The sequence below is a fragment of the Bacillus sp. 3255 genome (assembly GCF_031456485.1).
Lineage (GTDB): Bacteria > Bacillota > Bacilli > Paenibacillales > NBRC-103111 > Paenibacillus_E.
Genome location: NZ_JAVDUS010000004.1, coordinates 52,456 through 68,331, shown reverse-complemented (window position 1 = coordinate 68,331; position 15,876 = coordinate 52,456). Strand labels below are relative to the sequence as shown.

Below are 15,876 nucleotides of genomic sequence, written 5' to 3'. Positions count from 1 at the left end.
ATTGAAAAAGAGAGTTCAAGGAAATGCTAATCCTGAACTCTCTCTTTTTTTATTTGATGGCTAAGAATGGACGGCAGGCAGGTGTTCATGAATTGTGGCTAGAACAGCGTGCGGTTCGTCAATTTGAAATATGACTTTTCCGAATTCGTGTCCTTCAAGCTCAAGTATGACGACGTCCTGATGATTTTCGTAAGATACGAAGCACCAGCGGTCACCGATCAGGAACCGGCCCTCGCGAATATCAGCAATCGAAGTACCGACTCTGAAGCGAAACATGGAAAGCTTGTAATCGTCGACGGTGGCTAGCTTGATTTGGCTATATGGAATGTCTACCTCGCGTTTCAACGCCGCGGCGCTTGTTAATCCTGATAGATGAAGAATAAGGCTATCTTTCGTAAATTCAATATTTCTTGCCATTGGAATCCCTCCATGCCTTCTTTTTCTGTTATGAACAACTATATTACGTCCAGGCCCGGAAGATCGTTCACGCCATCCTGAATTTTTTTGCGGGGAGGCCCTTCCTGCCTTTACCGATCTAGTTCCGAGAATGATATCATCTAAAATTGATTTTGTTTTTGCGATGACTTTTCAATAGAATGATTAAATTCGCTAACAACTATGCAAAGAAGGAATCAGCATGCCTTTTCTCCGTTTCAAAGGATTTCAGAGCGATTTCGTGACTTCGATTTCAAGCGATATTATTGAAGAGTTTTCTAGAATTACAGGTGTTGTGCAGCAAAAAGTAAAAATTGAGCTTCTCCTGGTCGAGCAGCTGAACAATTCCCCGCAATCGCTGGAGATTATGATGTTCCCGAGAGATCAGGACATGCACGACCGCATCGCGCTAGCCATGAACAACCTGCTGGCCGCGCACGGTTTCGGTGAGGTTCACATCTTCTTCATCCTGCTTTCGCCGCACCTGTACTATAAAGAAGGACAACCCCTGAAATCGAATCTGGAAGAGCCGATTTCGCTCACTTGAGCGTACATACGCACACTTCCGTTACGCAGGAAAAACCCGAGGCATGCCTCGGGTTTTATTTGCATAAGGGCCATCACGATGACGGCTATTCATTCACCGTTCCATTCTGGTATTTATATTTCCAACCCATCAACGCCGCCACATTCCTTGTTGTAATCGAGTGAACGCCCATTGCTATAAACGTCTTCATCAGCGGTTCGTCATTGACCGTCCAGACATAAACCTCCAAGCCGTATTTCGCAGCGAATCGAATCAGCTCCGGTCTTACGACTGAATAGTTTAGATTGAGTCCGAAGCAATGAGCACGGACAGCGTCTTCGCAGATGAGACGAACCGCGTCCATATAGCCGTGCGCGGTGAATACGGCCGGATCGACGTTCAGCAGCTTACGCAGCTGCGGGTTCACCTGTTGAACGAGCAGCGCACGTTCGAGCTCACAACCCGACAGGAGTACCCGCTGCGTCAGCCCATGCTGTTCTACCCATGCCGCAACGGGCTCGACACACGCGTCGGATTTGAGATCCAGATTCATCGCGATGCCCGGCGCTTCACAGAAAGGCAGGATGGCATCCAACGGAAGCACCTTCATCATCTCGCCCGGCACACCGCCATGGGCTCTCACTTCCAGCTCGCTGAGCTGGGCGAAGCTTAACTGTGAGATGAGCCGCTCCGTTCCGTCGGCCAACCGAACTAGATCGTCGTGGGACAACACCAGGACGCCGTCGGCCGTCAGGAGCAGATCCTCCTCCAGAATATCGGCTCCGCTGCGCAGTCCGGCTTCAAGCGATCTCCGCGTATTGTCCGGCATGCCCATGCAGCCGGTATGAGCGGTTATTTTGGGGAACACTTCCATATGCCCATCTCCTTCCTAATGTACCTGCCGAATACCGCGTTGGGCAATGTCCAGCGCCTTGCCCCCGGATTCCGTCTTGATGACGAAATCTAACATATGAACCTGCTCCATGGCCTCCATCAGCTTAACCGAATTCTGTGCATGAAGCACGAATTCCAGCTGCATGGAAGTGACTTCCCCGGAGTTCCTCGAAGCCTCATGGCGTGACATTTTCACCTTCATGATTTGAATGCCTTCCCTGCTTAGCGCAGTGGCGATTTGCGCCAGCGCACTCGGATTATCCAGCGTCTTGATGGTCATTTCGTGATACCGCCGGTTGCGCATCACATGCTTCTCCCATTTGTTCAGGGCGAACAAGGAAATCAGGGAAAGCATGGTCGCGAAGACGGCTGCATAAGTAAAGCCTGCACCGATACATAAGCCGATTCCGGCAACGACCCAGATCGAAGCGGCCGTCGTCAAGCCGCTGATCACGGAGCCGTTCCGCAGGATCGCACCGGCTCCGATAAAGCCGATTCCGCTGATCACCTGAGCGGCCAGGCGGGCCGGATCCATTCGCACGTTCGGCTCGTTCGCGAACTCGGAGAATCCGTACATCGACAGCAGCATGATCGTCGTCGAACCCAAGCATACTAGGATATGCGTTCGGAAGCCCGCAGCATGATTATGCCATTCCCGTTCGATCCCGACTGCCCCTCCCATGAAAACAGCGAGCACTAACCGCAATAACAGCTCGCTATGACTAATCGTCCACACACTCGCAGTTCCCGTCATGTGATGACATTCTCCCTTCTGACTTTGGTCATGCTTATTTTGGCTTTAGCTTCCCTAATCACAGTATCCGCACCCATCCATGGTAAGGTAAGCGCTTAACCTTTTGACAAAAAGCTAGACCGCCATACCTGCCGCATGTTCACGCAGCAAGCGGGGACAGTCTACTGTCTACCTGTATGTACCTGTTGAATGACGCAATACAAGCTCCGGCAGCAGGACAACCCGCTGCTTCAGCACTTTCTCCCCTTGGATCTCCTGGACGAGCAGGTCGACCGCCCGGCGTCCGATCTCCTGGATCGGCTGTGCGATCGTCGTGAGCGGCGGATCAATTAACGTTGCCAGAATCGTATTGTCAAAGCCTACGACCGAAAGATCGCGCGGCAGCTGCAGACCCGCTTCCCTGGCTGCCCGTATAGCGCCGATCGCCAGCAAATCGTTGCAGGCGAACACGGCGGTCGGGCGATCCTCCAATCCGATCAGCTGCGCCATCGCCTTGTGGCCGGTCTCTACCGTGAAGCCTCCGGTAGCGATATGCCGCTCCTCCACCTGTAAGCCCGCATTGGCTAAGGCTTGCTTGCAGCCTCTGATCCGCTCGCGGTTGCTCGTATTATCCGGATCTTCCACAAGGATCGCAATATGCCTATGGCCCAGCTCCACCAGATGGCTGCCTGCTTGGAATCCCCCCAGATAATCGTCGACCATCACCGTATCGACTGCCAGAGTTGGCATTTCGCCAGTAATTAAAGCGATCGGGATATTGTGCTGGATCAGCTTCTTGAGAAAGCGGTCGTTCTGAATCCGGGTTGCGGATATCATCCCGTCCACCCGCTTCTGCGTGAGCAGGGATAAATATTTCACTTCCTTATCCGGATCATTATCCGTCGAGCAAATAAACACGCTGAAGCCGCACTCGTGTCCCCTGTCCTCCACCGCACGGGCTATTTCGGCAAAGAACGGGTTGGCCAAATCAGGCAGCGTGAGCCCGATCGTATACGTGCTCTTCCCTGTCAGTGCGGACGCGACCATGCTCGGCTTGTATTTCAGCTGCTGCATGACCTGCTGCACATGCGCCCGCGTTTTCTCGCTGATGCGGCCCGTCTCGTTAATCACCTTGGATACGGTGGCGATCGATACTCCGGCGGCTTGCGCCACGTCGTAGATAGTCGGTTTCATTCCATGCCCCTCTCAACGTTCGGTTCTATCGCATTTTGGGTCTATCATACGATAAGATCCGCACACTGTAAATATGAAGGGCCGCCGTTACATAACAAGCCGCAGCGTATGCACCTCGAAGGGCTTCGTGAACAGCCCGTAATGGTGCCGGTTCATAGTTGCGACCTCCTCATCCTGCTCTAGAAGATTCGTGATCCGCAGCTCCTTCACGACTTCCGGGAGCACGATCTCGACGAGTCTGCTCTCTCCCTTGCATTCGCGGAGACGAAGGATGAAGCCCTCGCCGTTCTCTGCGGCTTTCAGACAGGTGACTGCCATCCCGTCCAGCCCCGCCGGAAGCAGCTCCTGAACGGGATGCTGCGTATCGGCTTGCACCGCAGCCGTCACGGTCCGATGCATCGTTTCCTGCGCGATCCGCCAAACCTCGCCCTGCCGCCAATCGCCGGCATGAGGGACAAGCCTGTAGCGGTAGCGCAAATCTCCCCCGCTCCATTGCGGGAAATTCGTTCCCCACCAATTGTTGAACAGATTGAAATGCAGCTCCGGTTTCTCGGGCTTATACGCATGCTCATAGTCCCACATGCCGTTCTTCCCGATGAAAAAGAGCGGTGAATCCTGGGCAATAATCGCCATGCCGGCAAAGCCGTTGGAGACATCCACAAAGTGTTCGCAGCAGTGCAGCAAAGTACTGGAGGAACGTATCGTATCCGTGACGGGATTGACGACCGACCCTAGCTTGTTCACGCTGAATTGCGGCCGTTCCAGCATGAGCGGGAACACGATATGGCCCGACTCCGCGAGCGGCGTTTCCTGCTTGTCATGCAGCATATAGTCCAAATCCAAGTATGGCGCATCCACACCCAGGGAATAGCTCCATTCCACTTTGGGCGCGTTTCCGTACGCTGACGTTGTTTCCGTCTCGGACATCGCCGAGCAGAGGATACGGACGGCATGCCCCTCTTCCATGACACGCACGTCAACGCGGTCGGTCGTAAACGTGAGTCTTCGCTGTCCTTCGGGATAATCCGTTTTACCGAAATCGTGAACGCCCCAATCATAGAACCGGTAAGCATATTTCTTCAAATACCGCGTAATTTCCTGATTGGAGTAAATATCGTAGACATACTGTCCGAAACCGTTTTCAGAAGTGCGGTCAATCCATTCTTTCCGCAGCTTTTTGTCCCAGAGACTTCGAATCCAACCTGTGCGGCGGTCCACCTGAACGACCATATGCGCGTTCTCGATGACGGCTTCGGTCTCCGTTACATAGCTCTTCAACTGCTTATCGGTCACCTGCGGTACCGGGGCGCCAAGCTGATCCGTCTTCACATAGCGCAGCGTCTTATACCCGAGCGCAGGGAGCCCGTCAATCCAAGCTTCCGCGCCGCCCTCGCAAGGCTGCAGTACAATCGCTTCACCCGATTCCGCATCGATCAGCGTTTCATGCTCGTCAGGCAGGTCGCAGGCTGCGATGAACGCTTTGCCGCTGCGTTTCCAACCGAGCGAGTGATGAACCCGCAGCGCTTTCTCGCCAGGTGACGGCTCCGTATGCAGCATCGCTTTCGCTTCATTGAGCAAATCTTCAGCCTTGTTCAAGTAATCGGCTTGCTCCGCCCAGGACTGCTCCATTCGCTGATAACGCTCCGTTTGCTTCAACTCCAGGAATGACTTCTTGTCGTATGCGGCCCTCGGGAACAGGAATGTTTTGCAATCCATTCCCCATGTGTGCTCGCCGAACAGCAGCGTCTGCTCGTAGCTTGCATCGATGACCGCTTTGGCCGCCTCTCGGCTTCCCGGCTTCTCATCGGCTAACCGGCTGACCGCCAGCGCGCTTTCCACCGCCGCAATCTCACTCCGCAGCGCTCTCACTCTGGACACCTCACGCGGTGCAGTGCCTACGCCGTGAATCCATGAATCGGCCATATCGCCGCGCACCACCGGTATTTCCGGATTCCTCGAGAGGAAATCCGCAGCGAAATCGCCCAGAGAGCCGATATGCAGTTGAGCGGACGAGCCGCTGTCCCGAATCGAGGCCTTCATCTCTTCGATAATGCCGGCCTCATGCGGTCCGTGATTGTCGCTGGTCTGAATCATGGCGAGCCAGACCGGATGCTTCCATTCCGGCGGCGGCAAAATTCCCGTGCCATAAGAGCCCTTGGAATAGAAGGTCAACAGCCTCTCGCCGTCCGGACCTTCCCAATAGAAAACAGGCGGCACGTCAGGCGGCGTCGTTGCCGGGTTACAGCCGAGGTGCAGGATGTCCACGCCGGCTTTCTTCAGCAAAGACGGCACGATCCACGTATGTCCCGGGACATCCGTCATTTTGGCGTCCTTCGGGTCATATCCGAAGCGGTCCGTCAGTCCCTTCGAGACATACATGCCGCGAATCCATTCCTCCAAACCGCAAAATTCCGTATGCGTCGTATAAGGGAGCTTATGCCAAATCAACTGCCTGTTGTGCAGAAAAGCCTGCGCCTTCTCTTGCTCCTCTGCGCTGCTGCCAATCAGCGACTGAAGCAGCGGCCACGCCGACATCGTCCAGACGTATTGCTCACGCTCGGCATTGTCTTGCGTCTTTTCGCAAATATCGATGACATCCTTCAACATCTCCGTTCTGTATCTCTGCACGACATCGGATGCCAAACCTGTAAAACCAATATCAAAATGCGTTTTAAATACGACATAAATTTTCTCTACCGTCATGCCCCTGTCTCCTCCCGCCCGTTAGCCGAATGCAAGCTCCTCGCACTCCGGTCACTTCTCGAAATATATCGGATTGGTAAGTCCCGCCATTAAGGTCTGATTCACTTCCTCGAAATGGCGCCATACTTCTACGCGGTAGAACAGCCGGCCGCTCCGTTCAACCTCGAAATCGATTGATCCGGCAGTCGTACAAATCTCCGTCCGCTCGACACCAAGTTCGCTGATCAGCTTGATCTCATCGCCGGCGAGCAGCTGCTGCACATGCACCTTAACAGGCTCCGCAGCGTCAGCGGGCACCGCATCTCCCGTCATGTAAGCGCCGCAAGCCAGCTGCGCGAACGGTCCCTCAGGCGAATACGTGATGGCAACGCGGCCTTGGCCAATCGCTTCCAGGATGCCTGGAACCGTTCTCGTCGCGGCATATACCCACGTACACGGCATGGCATGCTTGACGTACGGATCAGGGCGATGCACATCGCTGCCCCCGATTGCGACAAGCCGCCGGCCCGAAGCAAGCTGTTCCTGCCACCACGCCAGCGCACGATCATTGCGGGCCGTCCAAGGGCCGTTCCATACTTCCCACCAATCGTGATCGACCTGCAAGTCCCACTCCCACGGACAATAGTCGCAATGCGGATGGTTAAGCACGATTTTGGCGCCTCGCTCGCGCGCAGTCGCCAGCCGGGCGTTCACGTCCGCTTGATTGCTCACCCGGAAATCGTCGATCGGCTCGGCAATCCCCAGGAAATTGCTGTGCCCGAAATTGGTCGTAAACTCCATGCCCGGAATCATGACGACCGATGTGCTGCGAGGGTATGTATAATTCTGGCTGACGGCATTGTGATCCGTCATGGCGATGAAATCGCAGCCAAGCTCTTCCATAATGGCGGCGCTTTCCTCTAAGGTATAAGAACCGTCGCTGTTAACGCTATGCGTATGCAGATCTCCCTTCAACCATCGCGGCGTCTGGAAATAGAACGTTACGGTCAGCTCCACTTCGCAGCCTTCCTCCGGCACCTTATAAGCGTTATGCAGCACCGCCCAATCGCCGCTCTGCAGCTCCCCCGGCAAATAGCCGGGCGTCGCCTTCTCCAGCCCGATGAAGAACCCGGTGCGGGCGCCGCCGCTCCAGCCTCGTACCTTCCGGCTGTCCCTTATGCCCAGATCGATGACCGGTCTGGATTCGCCAAGCGAGCGCACTATGAAGTTCACATGAATTTCCTCTACCTGCTCAGGCATCTGGAACGGCACCTCAAGGTAAGTGCTCTGCTCCGCATGCACAATCACTCTTCGATACGTTTCGATTTGTTTTCTTCGTTGATCCATCAACATCATATCGCTTTTCACGCATCCTTTCGCTTACTCTTTATTGGCACCGACTAGAATGCCCTTGACGAAATATTTCTGCACATAAGGATAAATAATGACGAGCGGGATCAGCGCGATGACAATACCGGCCATTCGCACGTTGGTCGTCACGATAAAATTGCTCGACGTAGAATCCGTATCGACAATTAGCGATTTCAAGGCGATTTGCAGCGTATACTTCGCATGATTGCTGATGAACAGCAGCGCAGGCGTAAACTGATTCCACCGGCTGACGAATTCGAACAGCGTTACCGTCGCAAGCCCTGCCGCTGCCAGCGGGATATACATGGTGAAGAAAATACGGAACGCTCCGGCTCCGTCCATCGTAGCGGATTCCGACATTTCGCCGGGCACGGACAAGAAGAAATTACGCATCAGCAAAATGCTGAATCCGGACACCAAGCCGGACATGATTAATGCCGTTAATGAATTTAACAGGCCAAGCTCCTTATTCACCACATATAGCGGGATCATGATCGCTTCTCCTGGAATCGTCATGGTAAGCAAAATTGCGGAGACCATCAGCTTTTTACCCGGCAGTCCCTTCTGGATCAGTACGTATCCTGCCATCGAGCACAAGAATACATGGCATACCGTACCTACAAGCGTTACGATTACATTGTTCATGAACGGCAAATACAATTGCATGCGATTCCAAACGGTTGTGAAGCCTTGAAGGCTGAACTCTCTTGGATATAGAATGATGCCCGGCTGCATGGAAGCAAAATTAGATGAGAACGCGAGCGCGAACGTATTGAGCAATGGAATGAGCATCGTAGCAAGCAGCAGCATGAGAAAAAGAAGGTTAACTCCATCGAACAACCGGCTTCCCCAGCTTGTATTCATTTTGTTGACTTTCATGAAGTTCTCTTCACCCCTCGTCATAACGGATGACCGCTCGGGTCACGAACGTAATGATTAACGTTGCAAAAATGACTAAAAAACCTGCCGATGTCGCCAATCCGACCTTGAACTCCAGAATCCCCTTCTGATACGTGTACATCATGATGACATCGACTTTCTTGGCGATCGCGCCGTTTCTCATCACAATGATTTGATCGAAGATCCGCAGAATGCTGAGGATGTTCAGCATGATGACAACTTTCATCGTCGAAACAAGCGACGGCAGCGTCACGTACCGGACCAGCTGCCAGCGGTTCGCCCCGTCGATGCGGGCCGCTTCGTACAGCGCCGGATTAATCGCGACGATCGTCGCCAAGTACAGGATGCAAATGAAGCCCATCTCTTTCCACACCGAAGTGAGTACCATGACCCATCGGGCCGTATCGGTACCCGACATGAATGCAACCGGCTTCTCCGAACCAAGCAGCTTCAAGATCGCATTCACGATTCCCGTGTCCGGGGAAAGCATGAGAATCCACATGCCGCCAACGACGACCCAGGAGAACAGGTGCGGGATATAGACGATCATTTGAATCACTTTTTTAAACCAAGCCTGTAAAATTTCATTTAGCGACAGCGCCAGCACGATCGGCATGACGAAACCGATGATCAGCATACCCCCGCCGAGCAGCAGCGTATTTTGCAGCATCTCCCAGAATGTAGGATCTTTGAGCACCGTCAAGTAATTGTCGAACCCGACAAACGGCCTGTTACCGATCAACCGGAACTCCTGAAAAGAGATGATAAAGCCTCTTACAAGCGGATAATAGGAGAAAACAACAAAGTAGGCCATGATCGGAAGCATCATCAGGTATAGCGCTTTGAATCTCCATATAGCTTTCAAACGAAGTCACCACCATGCTATGAATAGTCAGGGGACTATGACGGTGCATACTCCCCTGTGTGCAGAAGCTAATCGATCAATTTCGCCGCTTTCAATTGTTCGCGCATTTTCTTCACCGCATCGGCAGCAGGCATCTCGCCGAGGATCGCTTTGAAGGAGTATTCGTTAATAATTTTCTCGGCATCCGCCCATTTCGGGGGCGTCAGTTCCAGGGTTGCGTTCTTGATCACCAGATCCTGCGCTTCTTTCACGCCCGGCAGCAGTCCGAACGGATTCGGAAACTTCTTGTTATACCAGAACGGTACGCCATGGTCCATCGCATGGTCTTTCCCTGCTTGTGTCAGCTCATATTTGCCGCCGTTTTCCGTGTAATCCGTATCTTTGATCCCCATGCTGCCCAGCACGATGCCGTCCTTGGAATGCCACCACTCAATGAATTCGAAAGCGGTCTTCGGACTTTGCGCATTTACCGGAATGACCCATACGTCCGGATCGCCACGGCGCAGCATATACTTCCCGTCGGCGCCGGCGATACCCGGCAAGCCTTTGGCATCGAAGGCGGTATTGTTATCTGCCAGCTTACGCGTATTGTTCAGCATGCCGACCCAGGCATCCCAGTAAGTAATCATGCCAACCCGGTCAGCCAGGAACAGGTTACGCATTTTGCCTGTGTCATTCGTTGCGAAGTTCGGATCGAGAATGCCTTCTTTATACAGCTTGTTCAACCATTCATAGACGGGAATCGCCGCATCCGTCGAGTAAGGCACGTCCAGCTTGCCGTCCTTCTCCACATAACGCTGCTTAAGACCGGCGCCGCTGAAGAAGCCCTGCAGCTCGTACATTCCGGCTGTGCTAAGTCCGTAGGTATCTTTCTTGCCGTTGCCGTCCGGATCTTGCTCCGTGAAAGCTTTCAATACCTTATAGTAGTCATCGAACGTCTTGGGCTCCGGCAGATTGAGCTTCTTCAACCAGTCGGCCCGTACGATCGGCATGGTTCCGCCCTGGAATTTGCTGAAGACGCCATAGATTTGGCCATCCTTCGTTTTCACCTGATCCCATTCCTGCGTCGGCAGCACGTCTGGATCCTGCAAGGTTTTGGACGCCTTTACCTGATCCGTCAGCGGCATCAGAATGCCTTGGGCCGTCAGCGTGTTCATCAACTCTTTGCTAACTTGCAGCAGATCGTATTTCTCGCCGGAGGAAACGGCCGCCATCAGCTTCTGGTTATAGTCGGACGCAGGCTTCTCCAGCTTAGCTTTGATACCCGTCAAGCGTTCGATCTCCTTCTCGAACAAGACGTTCTCTTCCGGCGTTTTGCCGCCAATGACGGCGGACATCATGCGCAGGGAGCGCTCTTCCTTCTTCCCTTCGGCCTTAGGCTGATCGGAACCGGCAGGTGCTGGCGCTCCGCTGCCGCTATCCGTCGTACAACCTGCCGTTAAACTTCCTACGAGCAGTACAGCCAGCATCGAACTTGCAATTTTCGTTTTCTTGGCTTTCATATTACCCCTCCGTAATGGCGTTTATATGGTGAAGCTCGTTTACGAAACCTTAATAAAGCGCTTTCATTCCAAGCGGCAAACCTCTCTAGGAAGAGAGTCAACTCTCCTAGACGGTTCTGCAGGATTCTCTGCGGATCAGCTCCGCCTGCACAATACGCTGCTCGGTAGCGGACGGATCGTTCATCTTCTGAATCAAGATGCGGCCTGCCTCCGCGCCCAGCGTTTCCGCCGAAAGCTCCACAGAGGTCAGCTTCGGTGTCATTTCTTCGGCAAGTCTCACATCATTGCTTAATGCGACAATGGAGAGATCTCTCGGCACTTCCATCCCCAGCTCTCTTGTAGCCCGTAAAATACCGAGCGCAACGCGGTCTGTGTCCGCAATGACAGCCGTATAACCAAGCTTGCGATATGTTCCCATCGTCGTTATGTATCCGTAATCGATCGGCGATGCATGCTGTTTCCTCACATAATTGATGACATGCTCGTTCCTGAACGAAATGCCTTGTTCCGCGAAAGCTCTTCGGAGTCCGTTCTCCCGATCGACTGAAACCGTCATATCGTTCGAGGCGTTCAGGAAGAGAATGGAACGGTGACCTTCCGACAGCAGGTACGTGCCGACGTCATAGGCCAGCTTCTCATTGTCATTATCCACATAGGAAATTGCGCTGTCCAAAGGATCGGGACGGCCGACGAGAACCAGAGGGATTCGCATCTGCTCGTATCTGGCAATGCGCTGATCGTCCTTGCGCGGATTCAACATGATGACGCCGTCGACGGGATCGCTTGAAAACTGGGTCAGATCGTCGAATTCGGGAAGCGTATCGAGCAGAATGCGGTAACCGTGCTTCGTACACTCCTTAATGACGCCATTTAACATTTGAATCTCAAATTGGGACAAGGAGCCCGCTTTGGAAATGGGCATCTTCAGTCCGACAACCATCGTCTTCTTAATGGCCAAACTCCTGGCGATATGATTTGGGAAGTAACCCAATTCCTTGGCTACCGAAAGCACCCGATCGGTAACGCCTGCAGAAATCGGCCTTTTCTTGCTAAATACGCTGGAGACGGTTCCTTTGGAAACGCCCGCCAGCCTGGCAACGTCATCGATGGTAGCCATTCATCCACCCCCTTCATGCATCTGTCGAGGCATGTTGTATGTTTCATTAAAGCGGTTTAATTAAACCGGTTTAACGCCCTTCGTAATTTTTATTATAGTGGATTACTAACAAATTACAACATGTTTTTTATTAATCTTTCGTAAAATGCGGGTAAGCGTTTAACCTATTGATTTACTTGGTCTTTTACAGATTTTTAACATGAGGTGAAATCGCTTACTTTTCCCGTTTTCCCCTCCGTCACGAAATGACCTCTTTCGCCATAAATCGACACATACCTTCACGTGGCGACTCGTGTTTTTCCGGCGAAATGAAACCGAAGTCCGACACATACAATGGTATTGGCAGTATTCAACTTAAGGGAACGCGGAGGGATTGGAACTTGAAAGCATTACTTCGGCTGGAGGATATCGGACCCGGCGGTTATTATGAGACAACGGAAAGTCAAATGAAATTGCGTGCCGTTGCGGATTATTTATATATGCAGCATATTCCGTTTCACGTCGCTGTCATCCCGCGATTCATAGATCCGAAGCGAGGGTACGACTGCACCATGAGCAATCCCTTTGACGCTGTCTCCGTCAGATTTGTCGACATGCTGCAAACGCTTCGCACAAGAGGTGCATCGCTGGGCATGCACGGTTATACCCATCAATACGGCCAGTCGGTCAGCGGCGAAGGCTATGAATTTGCCTATGAAGGCTGTCAGATGGATTGTCCTCCGGACGATGCGCCGAGCTCTCTTTCAGGCTCCGTTCATATGCAGCGATCGTACGCTTACGGCCGGTTTCACATGGCCTTGTCCGCCTTTCAAACCGCCGGCCTGCGTCCGGATTGGTTTGAGACGCCGCATTATGCGGCTTCCCCCGTGCAGCGCAAACTGCTGGAAGCGTGCGCTTGGCTCATCTACGAGAATAACCCCCGGGAGCCTTCCCGGCGTCAAGTGACTTCCTGCAGAACGGCGTCCCTAGTGGGTAGAACGTATTACGTGCCGACCCCTCTGGGCTATGTGAGCGGGGAACAGATCGACGGTGACGTGAACCGAATAATGAGCGAAAGCTCCGCTTACGGTGAGGAGGATTTGGCGTCCTTCTTCTACCATCCGTTTCTTGAATTTCCCTATATTCACATCCGCAAATATGCGCCTCCCTATTATGAGGAGCGAACGCCTCTGAAGCGGATTATCCAACACATGCTGTCCGGCGGAAGACGGTTCGTGAACATTCAAGATTTGATTTATTCGGTCATTTCTTCATAAGCCGTATAAAATGGCCGGGATCGTGACACAATAACCTTTGTTGTTTATTGAACGAAGGAGGTGTTAGCATGGCGAATCAGAATGAGCAAGCGACCAAAGCGCAAGTACAGTCTGACGAATTTAATAAATTACCGGTTCCAGGCCAAGATGATACGGAATTTTCCGCAGAGGAAGCGGCGGAAGTTTTCCAATCCAATCCGAACTCGAACTCGAACAACCAATCTCAAGATCAATAATTACATAGGTTGAGTTCAAATAGGGCTATCCCGCAAGTCTGCCGACTCGGGATAGCCCTTGTTCTTTCGCTGCGTCCGTTCCATGCTCTACAGATCATAGAACTGCATATGCGGCTTATGGTTCCTGTAGTACATTAACCGATCCAGCAGCGTACCCGTATGGAACTCAAATTTATGCCCGTCCGGGTCTGTGAAGTAGACCGAACGTTTATCCTGTTCATCTCTCGTGCGGCCCGGCAAAATATGAACGCCCAGCTGCTCCAGCTTGCTTACCATCCCGTCAAAATCTTCCTCATCTACCGAGAAGGCAATGTGCGTATACGACTGGGCGATCTCACTTCTCGGAATATCCTGCTCCACATTCAAAGCAAGCCAGGTCCCGCCCAAATCAAAATACGCCAAGCTCCTCCCTTTCACCAGAAGCTTCGCGCCGAACACCTCCGAATAGAACCGGATCGACGCGTCCAGATCGGATACGGAAAATAGCAAGTGATTGATACCGTTAAGCCTCATTCTTGTCCCTCCTCGTCTCCCCTCTTAAGTTCCAGACGTTCGTGAATGATTCCTGCCTTCTTGGGAATATTAACTAGGCAAAAATCCATTTCCTAGGAGGTCGCTCCATGTCTGACTATCAATCCGATCTGCAAGATGCAGAAATCAAAGCGCATAATGCCGTCGCTCATGCGCTAAGCAATTTGAATGCCGCGCAAACCGCCAATAACGATCGCCGTCAAGCCATTCAAGAAGCGCAGGAGCAGCTCGATGCCGCACACGCCCAATTGGCTGAAGCGCGCACCGCACAAACCGCGAATGCGGACGAAGATACGCTCTCGTAGCTGCAAAGAACAACCACCCCTCGGTACACTGAGGGGTGGTTCGTATGTTCAGATCGAACCATCGTTGAACGCCAGGTCCTGAATATAGGTCCGCATATGCTTGCGGAGCTGTGATTCATGCAGCTTGACGCCGCTTAATTGGCCGTTTGACAGCTTGCTTAGAGGGAACACCTTGTACTCCGCCATTTGACGGTAGTAGGTGAAAGTAGGCAGAAATGCCGGCTGGCTTAATTCTATCCTGGAAGACTCTTTCGTCGATATTTTCTTCACAAGAATGCTCGCGATGCCGCCAGTCCGTTTGGGGATGCCTCCCTGTGCGGAAATGAAGTTCCCCAGCGAGTAAAGAACGAACGTCTTATGCCCGTTCCGAGCCGTCACCCATGCCGGGGGCTGCAGCACATGCGGATGGTTGCCGATGATGATGTGCACGCCCAGTTCAGCCAGCTTATACGCCAATGCTTTCTGGCTGTCATTAGGCAGAGGCTCGTATTCGTTGCCCCAATGCATGGCAACGACGACGACATCGGATGCGAGCTTGGCTTGTGCGACGTCGTGAGCCATTTGCGGCATATCGATGCGATTGATCAAGTACGATTTGCCCTTTGGCTGCCGGATCCCATTCGTACCGTACGAATAGCTCAGAAATGAGAACGTTATTTTATTAACGGTGAGCGTGCGGATTTTTTGTCTATCCTCCTGGGATTTGTATGCGCCGGTATACGGGATGCCCAGCACATCCCAATACGAGAGTGCGCTCTGGATGACTTTCTCCCCGCGATCCAACGTATGATTGTTGGCCACCGTGACGACGTCGACACCGGCTGCCTTCAACGCGTCTCCGACTTCATGCGGGGAGTTGAACGCCGGATAACCGGACAGCCGAAGCGCCGCTCCTCCGATCATCGTCTCCTGATTCGCCACGAGGATATCGGGTGCCTGCATATAGGGACGAACGGCTTCGAACATGCCCGTGAAGTTGTACGTGCCGTCCTTCTGCTTGGCATCTTGATACACTTCACTGTGTATCAGCACATCGCCGATCGCGGCAAGCGTCGCCTTGTTCACTTCCGGCTTCTCGGGCACGGCCCTCGGCGACGGCTGCATCCCCCGAGCCGGCGGCTCCGCTTGCTGGACATGCAGCCTCGGCTCTTGAGGCGCGGCCGGCCCGCCCGTATGGGTATAGAAGCAGCCGGTTAGGGTCACCAGCAGCAGGACGAAGACAACTTTGCGATTTCTGAGCAAACGGCATCCCTCCAAAGGCATCCTTTGGCATAGTATGCCCCAACGTATAAATCCCCTCTGCCGCCAGAGGGGATTTATTCACGAACT

16 protein-coding genes are annotated in these 15,876 nt (G+C 53.0%); 4 read left to right on the top strand and 12 right to left on the bottom strand.

Going from position 1 to position 15,876, the window contains the following annotated elements; genetic code table 11:
• Nucleotides 1-60: 60 nt before the first annotated feature.
• The gene (locus J2X61_RS07265; RefSeq protein ID WP_274468580.1) at nt 61-417 is read right to left on the bottom strand and encodes a hypothetical protein; all 357 of its coding nucleotides are present in this window, start codon (nt 415-417) and stop codon (nt 61-63) included.
• 220 nt (nt 418-637) lie between these two features.
• On the opposite strand from J2X61_RS07265, the gene J2X61_RS07260 reads away from it, so the two are divergent.
• Nucleotides 638-982 carry a DUF1904 family protein gene (locus J2X61_RS07260; protein ID WP_274468578.1) on the top strand — a complete coding sequence of 115 codons (345 nt, stop codon included), beginning with the start codon at nt 638-640 and terminating at the stop codon, nt 980-982.
• Between the two features lie 85 nt (nt 983-1,067).
• On the opposite strand, the gene J2X61_RS07255 is transcribed toward J2X61_RS07260, so the two are convergent.
• The 9 genes from J2X61_RS07255 to J2X61_RS07215 form a co-directional block, all read right to left on the bottom strand.
• A complete protein-coding gene (locus tag J2X61_RS07255; protein WP_274468577.1) occupies nt 1,068-1,835 on the bottom strand; it encodes a glycerophosphodiester phosphodiesterase in 768 nt (255 codons plus the stop codon).
• Nucleotides 1,836-1,850: 15 nt separating this feature from the next.
• Nucleotides 1,851-2,609, bottom strand: coding sequence for an MgtC/SapB family protein (locus J2X61_RS07250; RefSeq protein WP_274468575.1), 759 nt, complete (start codon nt 2,607-2,609; stop codon nt 1,851-1,853).
• A 168-nt stretch (nt 2,610-2,777) separates the two neighbouring features.
• Nucleotides 2,778-3,782: a LacI family DNA-binding transcriptional regulator gene (locus J2X61_RS07245; RefSeq protein ID WP_274468574.1), complete on the bottom strand. Its 1,005-nt coding sequence runs from the start codon at nt 3,780-3,782 to the stop codon at nt 2,778-2,780.
• Nucleotides 3,783-3,869: 87 nt separating this feature from the next.
• Nucleotides 3,870-6,485, bottom strand: coding sequence for a DUF5054 domain-containing protein (locus J2X61_RS07240; protein WP_274468573.1), 2,616 nt, complete (start codon nt 6,483-6,485; stop codon nt 3,870-3,872).
• 51 nt (nt 6,486-6,536) lie between these two features.
• Nucleotides 6,537-7,811 carry a CehA/McbA family metallohydrolase gene (locus J2X61_RS07235; protein WP_310186893.1) on the bottom strand — a complete coding sequence of 425 codons (1,275 nt, stop codon included), beginning with the start codon at nt 7,809-7,811 and terminating at the stop codon, nt 6,537-6,539.
• A gap of 33 nt (nt 7,812-7,844) precedes the next feature.
• Nucleotides 7,845-8,714, bottom strand: a complete 870-nt coding sequence (locus J2X61_RS07230) for a carbohydrate ABC transporter permease (protein WP_274468570.1) — start codon at nt 8,712-8,714, stop codon at nt 7,845-7,847.
• Nucleotides 8,715-8,724: 10 nt separating this feature from the next.
• The gene (locus J2X61_RS07225; protein WP_274468568.1) at nt 8,725-9,600 is read right to left on the bottom strand and encodes an ABC transporter permease subunit; all 876 of its coding nucleotides are present in this window, start codon (nt 9,598-9,600) and stop codon (nt 8,725-8,727) included.
• A gap of 68 nt (nt 9,601-9,668) precedes the next feature.
• Nucleotides 9,669-11,102, bottom strand: coding sequence for an extracellular solute-binding protein (locus J2X61_RS07220; protein ID WP_310186889.1), 1,434 nt, complete (start codon nt 11,100-11,102; stop codon nt 9,669-9,671).
• A gap of 106 nt (nt 11,103-11,208) precedes the next feature.
• Complete coding sequence (locus tag J2X61_RS07215) at nt 11,209-12,219, bottom strand: LacI family DNA-binding transcriptional regulator (protein WP_274468566.1); 1,011 nt, start codon at nt 12,217-12,219, stop codon at nt 11,209-11,211.
• 380 nt (nt 12,220-12,599) lie between these two features.
• Between J2X61_RS07215 and J2X61_RS07210 the strand changes: the two genes are divergently transcribed.
• Together J2X61_RS07210 and J2X61_RS07205 are read left to right on the top strand one after the other, a co-directional pair.
• On the top strand, nt 12,600-13,475 hold the full coding sequence (locus tag J2X61_RS07210) for a DUF2334 domain-containing protein (protein WP_274468565.1): 876 nt from the start codon (nt 12,600-12,602) through the stop codon (nt 13,473-13,475).
• A gap of 68 nt (nt 13,476-13,543) precedes the next feature.
• Nucleotides 13,544-13,711: a hypothetical protein gene (locus J2X61_RS07205; protein WP_274468564.1), complete on the top strand. Its 168-nt coding sequence runs from the start codon at nt 13,544-13,546 to the stop codon at nt 13,709-13,711.
• Between the two features lie 87 nt (nt 13,712-13,798).
• Here the strand turns inward: J2X61_RS07205 and fosB are convergent, their stop codons facing one another.
• The gene (fosB, locus tag J2X61_RS07200) at nt 13,799-14,224 is read right to left on the bottom strand and encodes a metallothiol transferase FosB (RefSeq protein WP_310186883.1); all 426 of its coding nucleotides are present in this window, start codon (nt 14,222-14,224) and stop codon (nt 13,799-13,801) included.
• A gap of 107 nt (nt 14,225-14,331) precedes the next feature.
• On the opposite strand from fosB, the gene J2X61_RS07195 reads away from it, so the two are divergent.
• Nucleotides 14,332-14,547 (top strand): hypothetical protein, encoded by a 216-nt coding sequence (locus J2X61_RS07195; protein WP_274468562.1) that lies wholly within the window; start codon nt 14,332-14,334, stop codon nt 14,545-14,547.
• Nucleotides 14,548-14,595: 48 nt separating this feature from the next.
• Here J2X61_RS07195 and J2X61_RS07190 read toward each other — a convergent pair whose 3' ends face one another.
• Nucleotides 14,596-15,789, bottom strand: a complete 1,194-nt coding sequence (locus tag J2X61_RS07190) for a CapA family protein (RefSeq protein WP_310186880.1) — start codon at nt 15,787-15,789, stop codon at nt 14,596-14,598.
• Between the last annotated feature and the right edge of the window lie 87 nt (nt 15,790-15,876).

Excerpts from the sequence above, each read along its gene's own strand:
- J2X61_RS07265 (WP_274468580.1), bottom strand. The coding sequence starts at position 417 with ATGGCAAGAAATATTGAATTTACGAAAGATAGCCTTATTCTTCATCTA.
- J2X61_RS07260 (WP_274468578.1), top strand. The coding sequence starts at position 638 with ATGCCTTTTCTCCGTTTCAAAGGATTTCAGAGCGATTTCGTGACTTCG.
- J2X61_RS07255 (WP_274468577.1), bottom strand. The coding sequence starts at position 1,835 with ATGGAAGTGTTCCCCAAAATAACCGCTCATACCGGCTGCATGGGCATG.
- J2X61_RS07250 (WP_274468575.1), bottom strand. The coding sequence starts at position 2,609 with ATGACGGGAACTGCGAGTGTGTGGACGATTAGTCATAGCGAGCTGTTA.
- J2X61_RS07245 (WP_274468574.1), bottom strand. The coding sequence starts at position 3,782 with ATGAAACCGACTATCTACGACGTGGCGCAAGCCGCCGGAGTATCGATC.
- J2X61_RS07240 (WP_274468573.1), bottom strand. The coding sequence starts at position 6,485 with ATGACGGTAGAGAAAATTTATGTCGTATTTAAAACGCATTTTGATATT.
- J2X61_RS07235 (WP_310186893.1), bottom strand. The coding sequence starts at position 7,811 with ATGGATCAACGAAGAAAACAAATCGAAACGTATCGAAGAGTGATTGTG.
- J2X61_RS07230 (WP_274468570.1), bottom strand. The coding sequence starts at position 8,714 with ATGAAAGTCAACAAAATGAATACAAGCTGGGGAAGCCGGTTGTTCGAT.
- J2X61_RS07220 (WP_310186889.1), bottom strand. The coding sequence starts at position 11,102 with ATGAAAGCCAAGAAAACGAAAATTGCAAGTTCGATGCTGGCTGTACTG.
- J2X61_RS07215 (WP_274468566.1), bottom strand. The coding sequence starts at position 12,219 with ATGGCTACCATCGATGACGTTGCCAGGCTGGCGGGCGTTTCCAAAGGA.
- J2X61_RS07205 (WP_274468564.1), top strand. The coding sequence starts at position 13,544 with ATGGCGAATCAGAATGAGCAAGCGACCAAAGCGCAAGTACAGTCTGAC.
- fosB (WP_310186883.1), bottom strand. The coding sequence starts at position 14,224 with ATGAGGCTTAACGGTATCAATCACTTGCTATTTTCCGTATCCGATCTG.
- J2X61_RS07195 (WP_274468562.1), top strand. The coding sequence starts at position 14,332 with ATGTCTGACTATCAATCCGATCTGCAAGATGCAGAAATCAAAGCGCAT.